The sequence below is a fragment of the Streptomyces marianii genome, assembly GCF_005795905.1.
Taxonomy (GTDB): Bacteria; Actinomycetota; Actinomycetes; order Streptomycetales; family Streptomycetaceae; genus Streptomyces; species Streptomyces marianii.
In genome coordinates this window covers 1,422,456-1,437,942 of the sequence record NZ_VAWE01000001.1, presented here as the reverse complement: position 1 = coordinate 1,437,942, position 15,487 = coordinate 1,422,456, and the positions used below count along the sequence as shown (strand labels likewise).

Annotated in this window: 15 protein-coding genes; 12 read left to right on the top strand and 3 right to left on the bottom strand. The window is 72.0% G+C overall.

Translation table 11 applies throughout. From position 1 onward, the window contains the following. The first annotated feature begins 97 nt into the window (after positions 1-97). From FEF34_RS06505 to FEF34_RS06495, 3 genes are all read left to right on the top strand, one after another. Positions 98-730: an MBL fold metallo-hydrolase gene (locus FEF34_RS06505; protein ID WP_138052272.1), complete on the top strand. Its 633-nt coding sequence runs from the start codon at positions 98-100 to the stop codon at positions 728-730. A 160-nt stretch (positions 731-890) separates the two neighbouring features. After that, positions 891-1,670: an exodeoxyribonuclease III gene (locus tag FEF34_RS06500; RefSeq protein ID WP_138052271.1), complete on the top strand. Its 780-nt coding sequence runs from the start codon at positions 891-893 to the stop codon at positions 1,668-1,670. A gap of 89 nt (positions 1,671-1,759) precedes the next feature. Continuing rightward, on the top strand, positions 1,760-2,200 hold the full coding sequence (locus FEF34_RS06495) for a DUF6278 family protein (protein ID WP_138052270.1): 441 nt from the start codon (positions 1,760-1,762) through the stop codon (positions 2,198-2,200). A gap of 252 nt (positions 2,201-2,452) precedes the next feature. On the opposite strand, the gene FEF34_RS06490 is transcribed toward FEF34_RS06495, so the two are convergent. Next, positions 2,453-4,039, bottom strand: a complete 1,587-nt coding sequence (locus FEF34_RS06490; protein ID WP_138052269.1) for a CocE/NonD family hydrolase — start codon at positions 4,037-4,039, stop codon at positions 2,453-2,455. 166 nt (positions 4,040-4,205) lie between these two features. After that, entirely contained in the window at positions 4,206-5,426 is a 1,221-nt protein-coding gene (locus FEF34_RS06485; protein ID WP_171053273.1) for a L,D-transpeptidase, read from the bottom strand. A gap of 205 nt (positions 5,427-5,631) precedes the next feature. Here FEF34_RS06485 and FEF34_RS06480 point away from each other — a divergent pair, with 205 nt between their 5' ends. Continuing rightward, on the top strand, positions 5,632-6,402 hold the full coding sequence (locus tag FEF34_RS06480) for an alpha/beta fold hydrolase (RefSeq protein WP_138052268.1): 771 nt from the start codon (positions 5,632-5,634) through the stop codon (positions 6,400-6,402). Continuing rightward, positions 6,399-7,700 (top strand): cytochrome P450, encoded by a 1,302-nt coding sequence (locus FEF34_RS06475; RefSeq protein ID WP_138052267.1) that lies wholly within the window; start codon positions 6,399-6,401, stop codon positions 7,698-7,700. The genes FEF34_RS06480 and FEF34_RS06475 overlap by 4 nt, the downstream gene beginning before the upstream one ends. Positions 7,701-7,968: 268 nt before the next feature. On the opposite strand, the gene FEF34_RS06470 is transcribed toward FEF34_RS06475, so the two are convergent. Further along, entirely contained in the window at positions 7,969-8,739 is a 771-nt protein-coding gene (locus FEF34_RS06470; protein ID WP_138052266.1) for a hypothetical protein, read from the bottom strand. A gap of 126 nt (positions 8,740-8,865) precedes the next feature. On the opposite strand from FEF34_RS06470, the gene ggt reads away from it, so the two are divergent. The 7 genes from ggt to FEF34_RS06435 all read left to right on the top strand — a co-directional run bounded on the left by ggt (position 8,866) and on the right by FEF34_RS06435 (position 15,484). Continuing rightward, positions 8,866-10,695 carry a gamma-glutamyltransferase gene (gene ggt / locus FEF34_RS06465; RefSeq protein WP_234042295.1) on the top strand — a complete coding sequence of 610 codons (1,830 nt, stop codon included), beginning with the start codon at positions 8,866-8,868 and terminating at the stop codon, positions 10,693-10,695. A 112-nt stretch (positions 10,696-10,807) separates the two neighbouring features. Then, positions 10,808-11,446, top strand: coding sequence for a hypothetical protein (locus tag FEF34_RS06460; protein ID WP_138052264.1), 639 nt, complete (start codon positions 10,808-10,810; stop codon positions 11,444-11,446). 211 nt (positions 11,447-11,657) lie between these two features. Beyond that, positions 11,658-11,888, top strand: a complete 231-nt coding sequence (locus FEF34_RS06455) for a ferredoxin (RefSeq protein ID WP_138052263.1) — start codon at positions 11,658-11,660, stop codon at positions 11,886-11,888. Next, positions 11,878-13,272, top strand: coding sequence for an NAD(P)/FAD-dependent oxidoreductase (locus FEF34_RS06450; RefSeq protein ID WP_138052262.1), 1,395 nt, complete (start codon positions 11,878-11,880; stop codon positions 13,270-13,272). Before FEF34_RS06455 ends, FEF34_RS06450 begins: the two co-directional genes overlap by 11 nt. Positions 13,273-13,300: 28 nt before the next feature. Next, on the top strand, positions 13,301-14,536 hold the full coding sequence (locus tag FEF34_RS06445) for a cytochrome P450 (RefSeq protein WP_138052261.1): 1,236 nt from the start codon (positions 13,301-13,303) through the stop codon (positions 14,534-14,536). A 180-nt stretch (positions 14,537-14,716) separates the two neighbouring features. Next, positions 14,717-14,968 carry a helix-turn-helix domain-containing protein gene (locus FEF34_RS06440; protein ID WP_138052260.1) on the top strand — a complete coding sequence of 84 codons (252 nt, stop codon included), beginning with the start codon at positions 14,717-14,719 and terminating at the stop codon, positions 14,966-14,968. Positions 14,969-15,094: 126 nt separating this feature from the next. Next, positions 15,095-15,484: a PPOX class F420-dependent oxidoreductase gene (locus FEF34_RS06435; RefSeq protein WP_138052259.1), complete on the top strand. Its 390-nt coding sequence runs from the start codon at positions 15,095-15,097 to the stop codon at positions 15,482-15,484. Positions 15,485-15,487: the final 3 nt, after the last annotated feature.

The window sequence follows — 15,487 nt, the reverse complement described above, 5'->3', positions numbered from 1 at the left end:
CCCCTCGTTCGGGCAGGGGCCTGCCGGGGAAAGATCTGTTCGGGGACGGGGTGCGCCGCGTTGTGCGGGGCCCGGATGCGAGAGGAAGGTCATCCCCGTGAAGCTCACCAAGAAATCGCACGCCTGCATCCGCCTGGAGAAGGGCGGCCGGACCCTCGTCGTCGATCCCGGCGTCTTCAGCGAGGTCGACGCGGCCGCCGGGGCCGACGCGCTGCTCGTCACGCACGAGCACCCGGACCACTTCAGCGAGGAACGGCTCCGCGTCGCGCTCGACGCCGACCCCGCCACCGAGGTGTGGACCCTCCGCAGCGTCGCCGAGCAGCTGTCGGGCGGCTTCCCCGGCCGGGTGCACACCGTCGGCGACGGCGACGCCTTCACCGCGGCCGGCTTCGACGTGCAGGTGCACGGCGAACTGCACGCCGTGATCCACCCGGACCTGCCGAGGGTCACCAATGTCGGCTTCCTCGTGGACGGATCGGTCTTCCACCCGGGCGACGCCCTCACGGTCCCCGGCGAGCAGGTGGAGACGCTGATGCTCCCCGTGATGGCCCCGTGGAACAAGGTCGCGGAGGTCATCGAGTACGTACGCGAGGTCAAGCCGCACCTGGCGATCGACATCCACGACGCCCTGCTCACCGATCTCGCCCGCCCCCTCTACGACGCCCACATCGGGAACCTGGGCGGCGCCGAGCATCGCCGGCTCGCCTCGGGGGAGTCCACCGAGCTCTGAGGGCGGTCCCGTCCCCCTCCGGACGGCCGACGGGGCCCCGCCCTGCTGCCGCCGGCGTCACCCGCCCGGCGACGGCCGGGACCGTGGCCCGCTCCGGTCGGCCCCGGCGGGTGCTCCGGTCCGCCCGTGACCGTCCGACCCCGCGGTTAGGCTTGGCGGCATGCGCATCGCCACCTTCAACGTCAATTCGATCACCGCCCGGCTCCCGCGGCTGCTCGCCTGGCTGGAGAGCAGCGGCACGGACGTGCTGTGCATCCAGGAGACCAAGTGCACCGCCGAGCAGTTCCCCGCGGACGCCCTGAAGGAGCTCGGCTACGAGTCCGCGGTCAACGCCGACGGCAGGTGGAACGGCGTGGCGGTGGTCTCCCGGGTGGGCCTGGACGACGTCGTGAAGGGCCTTCCCGGCGGCCCGGAGTACGGCGGCGTGCAGGAGCCGCGCGCGCTGAGCGCCACCTGCGGCCCGGTCCGCGTCTGGTCGGTGTACGTGCCGAACGGCCGGGAGGTCACCCATGAGCACTACGCGTACAAGCTGGCCTGGCTGGAGGCGCTGAAGGCCGCGGTCGCGGAGGACGCGGCGGGGGGCCGCCCGTTCGCGGTCCTCGGCGACTACAACATCGCGCCGACCGACGACGACGTGTGGGATCCGGCCTTCTTCGAGGGTATGACCCATGTGACCGAGCCGGAGCGCGCCGCCCTGGCCGGACTGCGCGAGGCGGGCCTTGCCGACGTGGTGCCGCGCCCGCTGAAGTACGACCGCCCGTTCACGTACTGGGACTACCGTCAGCTGTGCTTCCCCAAGAACCGGGGGATGCGCATCGATCTGGTGTACGGCAACGAGCCGTTCGCCCAGGCCGTCAAGGACGGCTACGTCGACCGAGAGGAGCGCAAGGGCAAGGGTGCCTCGGACCATGCCCCCGTCGTGGTCGACCTCGATCTCTGACCGATCTCCGGCCCCCCGGGCCGCGCTCTCCGGCCGGTGCCCGCGCGCCCAGTGGTGCGCCCGTCCACGGGAATGCGAGGCTGATCGATATGAACATCCCTTTCTTGGACAACTGGCGTAAACGGCACGACAGCGCACGGAGCCAGCCGCTGGCGTCCACCGTCGGGGGCGATCCGGAGGGTGTGGCGGAGTTGCTGTCCGAGTGCGAGCTGCTGCGGGCACGGGTGGGGCAGCAAGGGCTCGATCTGGATGACACCCCTGCCTCGTTGGAGGCGCTCGACCAGTTGCCCCCGCGCTGGCGGGACGACCCGGAGGAGCTGCCCTGGCTGGGGAACGACGCGGGGCTGTATCTGGGCACCGTGATCGTCCGCACGGTGCGGGGAGCCGCCTGGCACGTCTGGCCTGGCGGCCACCCCGTCGTGCGGCTCGCCTCGGGGCGTGAGGTCAATGTGGTGGAGGCGGGACTCGACTGGGCGGTGCACGGCTCGCCCGAGCTGTCCCAGGTGTACGCGGAGGCCGCCGAGGCCTGACCCGGCTCCCGTCCCTTTAGATGGCTATTACCGCTTATGTCCTACTCGAAGCGTGTCGGGACGGGAAGTGCCTTGCCGAGCTGGATAGTTTGCGCTGACCTCGACACCGCCGAGATTGGGGCAGAGCAGCGTATGGCCGTCGACCTGCTGATCGAGTTGAGTGACGTCGACAAGGACCGCGTGTGCGAGGCGCGTTCCCCGGAACCGGGCAGTAGCTCGTAGAGCCGTGCCCGGCTCGGCGTCGGCCGGAGATCACTGCTCGCGCAACGGGACCGACACGTACGAGGGGTCGGTCGCGGGCGAGGAGAAGGTCAGCTGCGCGCCGGACGGGTTGTGCTCGATGTAGAGCGGGTCGACTGTGTCGACGACCAGGGCCAGACGGTGGCCGGCCGGGACGTCGTAGGCGGTGGAGAACAGCTCCAGGTCTACGGGGAACGGCTTGCCCGGCGTCCGGTCGTGGAACGTGTACGGCGCATGGCTGACCAGCTTGCCGAGGCCGAGCGGCCCCACGTCGTAGAGGTATGCGACGAGGGTGCCGCTCTCCTTGGTGCTGGTGACCGTGGTGTGGAGCTTCGCCGTACCCCTGACCCGCTGCGGGGAACGGTGGCGCTCCGACTGCCAGACCGCGGCGAAGCGCCGGGGGAGCAGCGGCATCGAGGCGACCGGGGGCAGTTTCAGGAACTGGTCGAAGGTGCCGGAGAGCATCACGATGCCGCCGTTGGCGCCCGAGTCGATGTTCGCGCGGATCCTCTTCGTGCCGCCCAGGGTGATCTTGCGGGCGTCGGCGCCCACCGACTTCCAGTCCGGGTAGGTCTCGTAGGTCCCGCCGGAGCGGGACTTGATGCGCACCGGCTGCTCGCGGTCCACCCCGTTGTCCACGCCCTTGAGGTGGTGGTCGAGCCAGCGGCGGGTGCTGGTCCAGGTGTCGTTGGGCAGGCCGAGCAGACCCGTCGCCTCGGCGGTCGCGTGGTCGCCGGGGCGGAACTCCAGCCGCTTGGGCACGGTCAACCGCTCGTAGAACTCGGCGTACTGGTTCGGCGGGAAGACGGAGTCGCCCCAGGCGTTGCCCAGCATGATGGCAGCGCCGTTCCGGTTGATCCGGTCGACGTAGGCGGAGGGGGAGCGCTTCTCCCCCCACGCGATCATCTCGTCTTCCTTGTCCAGGTTCGAGCCGAGGAAGTCCTTGGTGAACTGCCGGAGCTCGGGGCTGGGACGGCCCGTGAGGTAGCCGGCGCCGATGAGCAGCCCGGTGGCCTGGAGATGCTGGGTGCGGCCGCTGTAGATGGAGTCGTTGAGATCGGCCCAGCCGCTGAGTGCCGCCACGGCTTTGATCCGGTCGTCGTGGGCGGCGGCGAGAAGGCTGATGCCGGCCGCGTACGACATGCCGGCCATGCCCACCCTGGACGGGTCGGCCGGGGTGTTGGCGAGCGCCCAGTCGATCACCTTGCGTGCGTCGGCGATGTCCGGCGGGCCCGCCACCTCGATGTTCCCGCCGGACTGCCAGAAGCCGCGGACGTTGTAGGTGACCACGACGTAGCCGGAGCCGGCGAGCTTCGCGGCCTGCGCGAGGTACTCGGCCTGGGGTGTGGCCCAGCTGGTGGGGAGGACGACCACCGGGTACGTGCGCGAGCCGCCGGCGCCGGCCGGGGTGACGACGTTGGCCTTGAGGACGGTGCCGCCGTCACCGTGGATGTCGACGAACCGCACACCCGGTGCGGCCGAGGCGCTGGCGGCCGCCGCGGGAGCGGCCGGGGCGAGCCCGAAAGCGGCCCCGGCCAGCAGCGCCGCCGAGACGGCGCCGGTCGTCGAGGTGCGCAGGGCTTTGTGGGGGTGTCCCATCGCTCACTCCTGAATCGTGCCGGCTGACTCGTGCCAGCCTGAAGTGACCCGACGGTAACCTCCCGCCCTTACCTCTGGTAACCAGCCGGTAAGTTACGCGAGCGTAACGATTGTTGGACATGACATCGACTAGCGTTCGCGGCCGGAAACGCGCGCTGACGCCTTTTCAGCGCAGGGCGCTCTTCGCCCGCCACTCCGTCCAGTCGAGATTCCACGCGCCGTAGCCGTTGTTGACCGCCACGGTGCCCTTGGCGTCGCCGCCGGTGATCTCGAACGGGTCACCGACCCGGACCTCCGCGTAGATTGAGGCGGCGTCCGCGTCGCTCATCCCCACACAGCCCGAACTCCGGTTCGCACTCCCGAAGTAGGCGGCGTTCCAGGGGGCGGCGTGCGCGTACATCCCGGACCAGGTCAGCCGCATCGAGAAGTCGACCATCTTGTCGTAGGCGTCACCGAGGCCGACGGTCTCCGAACGCATGTTGATCGTGCCCTCCTTGGCCATCAGCACCGCCGTGCCGCGCCACGAGGCCTTCTCGCCACCCGGTGTGCCCGCGGACATGGGCACGTCCTTGACCCGGACCCCGTCCCGGTAGAGCCGCAGCCGGTGGTTGTCGAGGTCGACCTTCACCACCTGCTGCCTGCCCACCGTGAAGCCGGTCCGGTAGTCGCGGACGAACCAGCCGCCGTCCGCCCCCGAGTCGACACCGTTCAGCCGGGCGTCGAGCGTCACCTTCGTCCCCGGCTTCCAGTACTCCCTGGGCCGCCAGTCCACCCGGTCCTTGCCCGACCAGTCCCGCATCCAGCCCCACGAGCCCCGGGTGTCGTCCGACGTGGTGACCTTGAGCTGCCGCTCCACGGCGGCCTTGTTCCGCACCGGGTGGTCGAAAACGATCGACAGCGGCTGGGCGATGCCCACGGTGGAGTCCCTGCCAGGCGCCAGCGCCAGCTTGTTGACCTTCTCCGCCGCGGCCGTGGCGAACTCCGCCCGGGCCGTGCCGCCTTCGTCGTCCCGCGCCTCGACCGCGTATGCCGTGCCCGGTGCGGCGACCCGGAACGAGGCCCAGCTCCGCCCGTCGGCGGAGACCGTGCCGTCCAGCTTCTCGCCACCGGAGCCGACAACCGTCACCTGGTCCAGCCGCCCCGACTCCAGGGTCACCCGCACGGGTTCACCGGCCTTGGCCTGCTTGCCCCGCAGGCTCACCGTGATACTCGTCCGCGACTGACCCTTGCCGTCCGCTCCCGGATCCTTCGGGGCGGAGCCCGAACACCCCGCCAGCGCCACCGCCAGAGCCACCGCCCCGGCGGTTGCGGCGGCCCGCCGGCCCCGGCGGTGGCGCGGCCGGGCGGGCGGGGCGCTCGGGTACGTGTGGACGCGGCTGCGGCTCAACTCGATGACCTCCGTGACGTTCTTCTCCCTGGTAGAGAGCAACGAGCGGGGGCGCCGGTTGCGTACATACCGGGAATTTCCGTCCCCCCTGGGTGTGACATGTCCGACGGTGCGCCGGTTCTGCACCCTGGCGGCGCGGCGCGCACCGGTACACCGTGATGGCGTACGGCCCGCGCCCACCCGCTGTCCCGCGAACGGAGAAGACGTGACACCCTTCGTGCTTCCGCACACGCTCCTCGGCGACGGCCCGCACCGGGTCGTCGCCGTCCACGGCTGGCTCGCGGACCGCGACGCCTACGCCACCGTGCGCCCCGACCTGGACCTGGAGTCGTTCACCTACGCGTTCGTCGATCTGCGCGGCTACGGCGAGGCCATGGGCACACCGGGCGGGTACACCACGACCGAGGGCGCCGCCGACGTCCTCGCCCTCGCCGGGCGCCTCGGCTGGGACCGCTTCTCGCTCGTCGGGCACTCGATGGGCGGGGCCGTGGCGCAGCGCGCCGCGGCCCTCGCGCCGGACCGGGTACGGCGGATCGTCGGCGTCTCCCCGGTCCCGGCCAACGGGCTGCCCATGCCGCCGGAGCAGTGGGGGCTCTTCGCCGATGCCGCCGAACGCCCGGAGAACCGCCGGATCATCATCGACCTCACCACCGGCTCGGTGCGGCCCGCCGCCTGGCTGGACCGCATGGTCCGCCGATCCGTGGAGCGCAGCGACCCCAAGGCCGTCCGCGCCTGGCTGGACTCATGGGCCGTCGAGGACTTCCACACCGAGGTGGACGGTTCCGCCGTCCCCGCGCTCGCCGTCACCGGCACCCTCGACCCGGCCGTCAACGCCCGGCTGATGCGGGACACCTGGATGCGCTCGTACCCGCAGGGCGAGCTCGCCGAACTGGCCCACGCCGGGCACTACGCCATGGACGAGACGCCGCTGCAGCTGATCCGGATCGTCGAGGACTTCCTCCGGGCCGACGTATGAGCACCGCGCCCGTCCCGGACGTCTTCGACCCGCGCCTGTACGCGGCCGGGCTGCCGCACGCGGCCTTCCGCGAGCTGCGCGACCGGCACCCCGTCTCCTGGCAGGACGAGTACGGGGTACTGGGCTGGCCCCCGGGGCCCGGCTTCTGGGCCGTCGCCCGGCACGCCGACGTCGTGCACGTCCTCAAGGAGCCGCGGACGTACTCGTCCTGGACCGGTGCCACCCAGATCCGCGACCCCGACCCGGCCGACCTGCCCTTCATCCGCCGCATGATGCTCAACCAGGACCCGTGCCCCCGACGTACGGCCGGACCGGGGCCGGTCGCCGGAGCGGCGGGGGAGGGCCGTTCCGACCACGGCCGGCTGCGGCGGCTCGTCGGCCGGGCCTTCACTCCCGGCCGGGTCGACCGCTTCACCTCCGCTGCCCGTACCCGGGCCCGGGAACTGCTCGGCGCAGCCCGCGCGGCCGGACCCGTCGTCGACCTCGTCACCGCCGTGACCGACGACTACGCGCTCCTCAACCTCGCGGATCTGCTGGGCGTCCCTGAGGGCGACCGGGAGCTGCTGCTGACGTGGACGGAGCGCGTCATCGGCTACCAGGACCCGGACGAGCCACCCGTGCTCGACGCGGACGGCAGACCCGTCAACCCGCGCTCGCCCGCGATGCTCAAGGAGATGTTCGACTACGCCCGCGAACTCGCGGCGTACAAGCGCCGCCACCCCGGCGACGACGTCATGACCGCGCTCGCCGCCGGCGGACTCCACGACGGCGAGTTGGAGATGTTCTTCTTCCTCCTGACCGTCGCCGGCAACGACACCGTCCGCAGTGCCGCGCCCGGGGGGTTCCTCGCCCTCGCCGAACACCCGGACCAGCAGCGACGCCTCCGCTCCGGCGAGGCGGCACCGGACACCGCGGTCGAGGAACTGCTGCGCTGGCACCCGCCCGTACTCTCGTTCCGCCGCACGGCGACCCACGACACGACCCTCGCCGGCCAGGACGTCCGCGCCGGCGACAAGGTCGTCGTCCTCCACGCCTCGGCCAACTACGACGACCGCGTCTTCGGCGCCCCCCACCGCCTTGACCTGACCCGCACCCCCAACCCCCACGTCTCCTTCGGCGACGGCCCGCACATCTGCCTCGGCGCCCACTTCGCGCGCCTCCAGCTCCGGGTGCTGCACGAGGAGGCGAGGGCCCTGCTGCCGCCCTACGCCCCGGCCGGGGAGCCCCGGCGGCTGGTGTCCAACTTCATCAACGGGCTGAAGTCGCTGCCGCTGGCCCTGGCGGGTGCGCACGGGTGACGCGGGGCCGCGGCGCACCTCCGCTCGCGCAGAACCGCGGCGCTCGCCGGTACCGCGTCAGGCGACGTGCGCCCTTGCGGGCAGACCCTCCCGGGACAGAACAACTAGTGCCGCGTCAGGCGGCGTTCGCCCCGTCGCGGCGCCCGGCACGGCGACTCGCGGCGTTGCCGAATCAACCGAGTAGGCCCACTGCGAGGTCGATCCGGCGCCTTGCGATTTACCGCACCGGACGACGTTCCTTGACGGGCAAACCTCACCTGACGCGGGACTAGCTCTTCGCCCGGTGGGACTTGCGCGACGGCGCCGGAGCAGGCTCCGGCGCGGCCGCCGGGGCCGGGGACTGGGCCGCGCGGGTCACGTCGGCGACCAGCTCGACGACATCCGGGCCGTACGCCTGGGTGTTGACCACCTTCAGCAGCAGGACGAAGGAGCTCGGGCCGTGCTTGCGGGCGAGCTTCTCGTGGTGGCGGGCCAGATAGCGGGTCGCCGCCTGGTTGGTGATGGCGCGCTGGCCGCAGAAGAGGAACACCGGCCGGCCGCCCTCACCCGCGGTCAGCCGCGCGAGGAGCACGTACTCGGTGGCGCCCGGCTCCAGCAGATAGCGCTCCGAACCGATCTGGAAGGCACCTCGGTCCTGGCCCGCCTCCACGTCCGTGTTGACCTTCACCCCGGGCAGCAGACTGCTCAGATGGGCGGCCATCCGGCGGTTGGAGCCCGGCCCCCCGACGCAGAACTCGGTGCGCTCGCCGAAACCCTGCTGGGCGACGTCGTGCTGGAGTATCCGCGCGTTCGCCCCGCAGTCCTTGATGAGCGCGGAGAGCTCCAGCAGCGCGAACACGTCGAAGCGGTGCACGGCGCCGTCGGTGCCGGCGTCGCGGTTGACCACGAGCAGGCACTCGGAGTTCCCGGGGAGACCGAAGAAGGCCTGCTTGCGGCGGAGCTTGCGGCGCCACAGGTAGGTCCGGACCGTCCAGCCGAGGAAGGCGCTGACACCGGCGGCCACGACACCGAGCACGATGTTGCGGAGGTCTTCGTTCATGGGCGCGCATGCTAGCGGTCCGGGCGGAAAAATGTTCGAAGTGGTCCGAAGCAGTCCCGATGTGTTCCTGACGGTGAGCGCGTGGTGACGTTACGCTGCGCGGACGTTCGCCGGATGGAGGTACGCATGCGTCGCAGAGTCGTCCGTCACGCTCCAGTCGCCGTCACCGTCACCGTCACCGTCGCCCTGGCCGTACTCACGGCCGGTGCGGCCGCACCGCCGACGCAGCAGGCACCGGGGGCGCCGGCACCGGTGAAGGAGCCCGTGGCCGCCGGGTACGGGGGCGCGGTCGCGAGCGTCGACGCGGACGCCTCCGCGGTGGGCGTCGAGGTGCTGAGGCGCGGCGGGAACGCCGTGGACGCGGCCGTCGCCACGGCCGCGGCGCTCGGGGTCACCGAGCCGTACTCGGCCGGCATCGGCGGTGGCGGCTTCTTCGTCCACTACGACGCGAAGCAGCGCAGGGTCCACACCATCGACGGGCGTGAGACGGCGCCCCGCTCGGCGGACGCCGCGCTGTTCCAGGAGGACGGCAAGCCCATCCCGTTCGAGGAGGGCGTCACCAGCGGTCTCGGCGTCGGCACCCCCGGCACCCTCGCGACCTGGGACGCGGCACTCGCCGCCTGGGGCAGCCGCCCGCTCGCGCAGTTGCTGAAGCCCGCGGAGCGGCTGGCGAGGAACGGCTTCACCGTCGACGAGACCTTCCGCAGCCAGACTCGGGCGAACGAGGCCCGGTTCCGGGACTTCCCGGCCAGCGCCCGGCTGTTCCTGCCCGGCGGCCGGCTGCCGCAGCCCGGCTCGGTCTTCAAGAACCCCGATCTCGCCCGCACCTACGCCGAGATCGGGCGCAAGGGCAGCGGAGTGCTGTACCGGGGCGCCGTGGCCCGCGACATCGTCGGCACCGTGCGCGCCCCGGAGCTGCGCGAGGGCGCCACCCGCGTCGTACGCCCCGGCGACCTGACGCTGCGCGACCTCGCCTCGTACGAGACCGTGCGCCGGCACCCGACGAAGGTGTCGTACCGGGGGCTCGACGTCTACGGCATGGCCCCGTCGTCGTCGGGCGGCACCGGCGTCGGCGAGGCGCTGAACATCCTGGAGGGCACCGACCTCTCCGGCTTGTCCGAGGCGAAGTACCTGCACCGCTTCATCGAGTCGAGCCGGATCGCCTTCGCCGACCGGGGGCGCTGGGTCGGCGACCCGGCGTTCGAGGACGTCCCGGTGCGCGAGCTGCTCTCCCAGCGGTACGCGGACAGCCGGGCCTGCCTCATCCGCGACGACGCCGTCCTCAGCAGCCCGCTCGCGCCCGGTGACCCGCGCAGCCCGAGGCCGTGCGTGTCCGGGGGCAGGGCCGCGCCGACGACGTACGAGGGCGAGAACACCACCCATCTCACCGTCGCCGACAGGTGGGGCAACGTCGTCGCCTACACCCTGACGATCGAGTCGACCGGCGGCAGCGGTATCACCGTCCCCGGCCGGGGCTTCCTCCTGAACAACGAGCTGACGGACTTCTCCTTCGCCCCCGCCGACCCGGCCGTCCACGATCCCAACCTCCCGGGCCCCGGCAAGCGGCCGCGGTCCTCGATGTCCCCGACGATCGTCCTGGACGAGCGTGCCCGTCCCGTGCTGGCCCTCGGCTCCCCGGGCGGCGCGACGATCATCACCACCGTCCTGCAGACGCTCACCGGCGTCGTCGACCGCGGCCTGCCCCTGGTCGACGCGATCGCCGCGCCGCGGGCCAGCCAGCGCAACCAGGCCACCACCGAACTCGAACCGGGGCTGTGGAACAGCCCGCTCAGGTCCGAGCTCCAGGCCCTGGGCCACGCCTTCCGCCAGAACCCGGAGATCGGCGCCGCGACCGGGGTGCAGCGACTGCCGGACGGCCGCTGGCTGGCCGCGGCGGAGAAGGAACGCCGTGGGGGCGGCTCGGCGATGGTCGTCCGCCCGTCGGGCACCCCGTAGAGCCGTGCCCGGTGACCCCGGCTCGGGCGCCGGGGTCACTCTCACGGGCGGCCCCGGTGGCGCGCCGCAGCCCTCCCGCTGCTTGCTGGTAGGGACAGAAAGCGAGCAGCCCATGGAACCGAACCTGGAGCGACTGCGCACCCCCCGCGCCGCGGGACTGGCCGGGATCGTGTTCGCGGTGCTGCTGGCCGCCGCGATCGTGCTGATGCGGCTGGCGATTCCCGAGGGTGCCACCCCCGTGGGTGGCGACGCCCTCAGCCCCGACCGCCGCAGGGCGGTGCGCATGGCCCTGGAGCTGGTCCCGTTCGCCGGGATCTTCTTCCTGTGGTTCACGGGCGCGCTGCGGACCCAGGTCGGCGAGCGGGAGGACAAGCTCGTCGCGACGGTGTTCCTCGGCAGCGGTCTGGTGTTCGTGGCGACCATTTTCGGGGCCGCGTCCGCCGCGGGCAGCCTCCTCGAGGACCAGCAGCCCTCGGACTTCGGTCGCGACTTCGCCTACACGCTGCTGACCACCTACTCGATGCGGATGGCCGCCGTGTTCATCTTCGCGACCTCGACCATCGGCCGCCAGCTCGGCATGATCCCCCGCCCGATGGTCCTCATCGGGTACGCGGCCGGCCTGGTACTGCTGTTCGCGGGGCCCGGCTTCCCCTGGTCGGAAATGGTCTTCCCGGCCTGGTCCGCGATGATCGGCGTGCATCTGCTGCGGGTCCCGATGAGATCCCGGCCGCAGCCGGAGGAGAAGGTCTGACCCCGTCGCGTCCGGCCGTTCCGGGGCCGGCTGCCCGTCCCGCCTGCCCCGCGACCGCCCGCCCGGGCCGGCATGACCCGGTCGGCCGGGGCTCTCCCCCGGTCCGCCTCCGCCTGCTCACTCGTTCGGCCCGCCACGGCGAGCAGGACCGCGCCGGCGCTCGCATGCTGGTTCCGGGGGAGTGACGAGGCACGGGAAGGGCTGATCCGCGGTGAGAGTTGTTGTCGATCTCAACCGGTGCCAGGGGTACGCGCAGTGCGCCTTCCTCGCTCCGGACGTCTTCGAAATACACGGCGAGGAAGCGCTGCTGTACAAACCCCGACCTGACGAGGCGTGGCGGGACGACGTGGTCCGGGCCGTGACGGCCTGTCCCGTCCAGGCCATCCTCCTGGACCGGTCCGACGAGGCCGTGACCGCGGGGGAGGCGTCCGATGCCCGCTGACGGATATCTCGAACGCCTCAAGCGCGAGGGGCGCATCGTCGTCGTCGGAGCGTCCCTCGCGGGGCTCCGGGCGGCCGAGACCCTGCGGGACGAGGGCTTCGCCGGCACCCTCACGATGGTCGGCGACGAACCCTACGAGCCGTACGACCGCCCCCCGCTGTCCAAGGGCGTTCTGCTCAACAGGACCACGCCGGACCACACCGCGCTGCCCCGGCGCCGGGCCCTCGACGCCGACTGGCGGCTCGGAGTCGCCGCCACCGGACTGGACATGGCCGCCAAGCGCGTACGGCTGGCCGACGGCGAGGAACTGGAGTACGACCGGCTGCTGATCGCCACCGGTGTCCGCGCGCGGCCGTGGCCGCACGAACGCGAGGCCGAGCTCGACGGGGTCTTCGTCCTGCGGACCCGCGACGACGCGACCGCGCTGCAGAAAAGGCTCACGGACGGGCCCCGCCGGGTCTTCGTCGTCGGTGCGGGTTTCACCGGCTCGGAGATCGCCTCCGCCTGCCGTGAGCGGGAGATCGCGGTGACCGTCGCCGAACGCGGTGCCGCTCCGCTCGTGGGCGCGCTCGGCGGGGTCGTGGGCGAGGTGGCCGCACAGCTCCAGCGCGAGAGCGGGGTGGATCTGCGCACGGGCGTGATGGTGACCGGGCTGGAGGGTGACTCGGCGGGGCGGGTGCGTACCGCCCATCTCTCCGACGGCTCCTCTGTCGAGGCCGACGTCGTGGTCGTCTCGCTCGGCGCGACGCGCAACACGGAGTGGCTCACCGGATCGGGGCTCGGAGCGGGCCCCCGGGGCATCGCCTGCGACGCCGGCTGCCGGGCGTTCGACATCCGGGGCATCGTCACCGACGACATCTTCGTCGCCGGTGACGTGGCGCGGTCGCCGCACCCGCTGTTCGGTTACCAGTTCCTGTCCCTGGAGCACTGGGGCAACGCCGTCAGCCAGGCCGAGACCGCGGCGCACAACATGCTCTGCAAGAGCGTCGACCGCCGTCCCCACATGTGGGTCCCGGCCTTCTGGTCCTCCCAGTTCGGTGTGAACATCAAGTCGGTGGGCGTGCCGTCCATGGGCACGGAGATCCTCATCTCCCAGGGGTCGCTGGCCGAGCGCAGATTCGTCGGGGTGTACGGCTACCAGGAACGCGTCATCGGCGCCGTCACGTTCGACCAGGCGCGCTGGCTGCCGTTCTACGAGCATCTGATCGAGACGACGGCGTCGTTCCCGCCGCCGTTCGCGACGGTGGACCGCCGCCCCGAGGGAGCACGGCCGGTGCCGGCCGACTTCCCGGACCCGTCGGTGCCCACCCACGGCCCAACCGTCACCCTCAGCGGCTATTCGCCGGCCGACCGGCGCATGACCTTCACCCCCGGCCGGCACTGACGCCGCGAGCGACCACAAGGACCCCGCCATGACCCAAGGCAGCCTGCTGCGGCAGATCCTCGAGTACGAGAACCGTCACGACCCGTACCCCCTGTACGCGGAGCTCCGGAAGGCGCCGGTGCGCAACGAGGACGACGCGTACGTCGTGAGCACCTACCGCGAGGTCCTGAGCCTCCTGCACGATCCCCGGGTCAGCTCCGACGCCCGCAACCTGACCCAGTCCGCCGGGATCGACCTGCAGGGGCAGCAGGAGGAGGAGACCACCCTGCCGCCCAGCTTCATCCGGCTCGACCCCCCGGAGCACGACCGGCTGCGCCGTATGACGAACACCTCCTTCGGGCCGCCGCACGAGCCCCGCCGGGTCCACGAGATGCGCGGTGAACTCGGCGGGATCGTCTCGGACCTGATCGCCGGCATCGGCAGTACGGACCGGATCGACCTGGTCGAGCAGTTCTCGTACCCCTTCCCCGTGACCGTGATCTGCCGGCTGCTCGGCGTGCCGCGCGAGGACGAGTCGCGCTTCCACGGCTGGGCCGACACGCTCGCGGCCAGCCTGGACCCGATGCCGGGGGAGGACCCCACCGAGCGGAACAAGGTCTTCCAGAAGGCCCGGACAGAGCTGGGCATGTACCTGGCCGGGCTGATCGAGGAACGGCGCAAGAACCCTCGGCAGGACATGCTCTCCGAACTGTCCACCCTCAAGGGGCCGGACGGTTCGATGACGACGATGGAACTGCTCAGCACCGCCGCGCTGCTGCTGGTCGCCGGTCACGAGACGACGGTGAACCTGATCACCAACGGCATGCTGACGCTGCTGCGCAACCCGGACGTGCTCGAGCGGCTGCGGGAGGACCCGGGCCTGTCCGTGCCGATCGTGGAGGAACTGCTGCGCTTCGAACCGCCGGTGCAGCTGGTGCCGAACCGCACGACCCTCGCGGACATCGGGATCGCCGGGGTCACGATTCCCAAGGGCGCCTCACTGTGGCTGGTGGTGGCCGCGGGCAACCGCGATCCGCTGCGCTTCGAGGACCCCGATCGCTTCGACCCCGACCGCAAGCACAACGAGCACCTGGGCTTCGGCAGCGGCATCCACAGCTGCTTCGGCGCGCCTCTCGCCCGGGAGGAGGCGCGGATCGCGCTGAGCGAACTCGCCCGCAGGCTGGTCAACCCACGGCTGCTGGAGGACCCGCCGGAGTACCGCCGGAACGCGGTGCTGCGCGGTCCCCGTCATCTGCCGATCGCCTGCGACGACATCAGGCCGTGAGGCGGTCCGGTTCGGGGCGCGCGGCGTGAGCCCTGCCGTGACCCGGGTCCTCGCGCGACGGTACGGCGAGGGCCCGGGCCACGACGGGGCCGGCGGCCTGCCCGGCGTCCGGTGAGCCGTCTGCCCCGTTCTCCGTCGCACCGATTACCATACCGGTCGCACCGGTATTAGAATGACGCCATGGTTCGTACGCCCCTCACCCCCGAAGAGCGCGAACGCGGAGAGCGCCTCGGGCGGTTGCTGCGTGAGGCCCGCGGTCCGCGGAGCATGGTGGAGATCGCCGCCACCGCGGGAATCTCCGCCGAGACGCTGCGCAAGATCGAGACGGGTCGCGCCCCGACGCCCGCGTTCTTCACCGTGGCGGCCCTGGCCGGCGCCCTCGGGCTGTCCATGGACGACCTGGTGACGCGCTGCGCGCTCGCCCCCGTGTGAGAGCCGGCGGGCCCGCCCGCGAGCTCTCCGAGCGGGATCCGGCTGCGGCCCGCCCTGATCACCCCCGGTCCGTTCGTCGCCGGTCCGTGATTCCCGAACGGCGCTCCTGGGCGTAGTCTCGCGCCCGTGGATCTCCAGCGGCTCGACCGAGCGAAGTACGTCAGCCTCACGACCTTCCGGAAGGACGGGACGGGCGTCGCCACGCCCGTGTGGTTCGCCGTCGAGGGCGGTGAACTGTACGTCTGGACCCGTTCCGACTCGTGGAAGGTCAAGCGCCTGCGCAGGGACGCCCGGGTCACGGTGACCGCGTGCGATGTGCGGGGCAGGGTCGAGGAGGGCGCCGAGACCGCGGAGGGCGCGGCGCGGCTGCTCGACGGCGCCGACCTCAAGAAGGTCAGGAAGCTGCTGAGCCGCAAGTACACCTGGCAGTTCTGGCTCGTCGACGTGCCCGCCGCGGTCGTACGGCTGGGCAAGCGCCCGCACACCGGCATCGCGGTGACGCTCCGGACACGTTGAGCG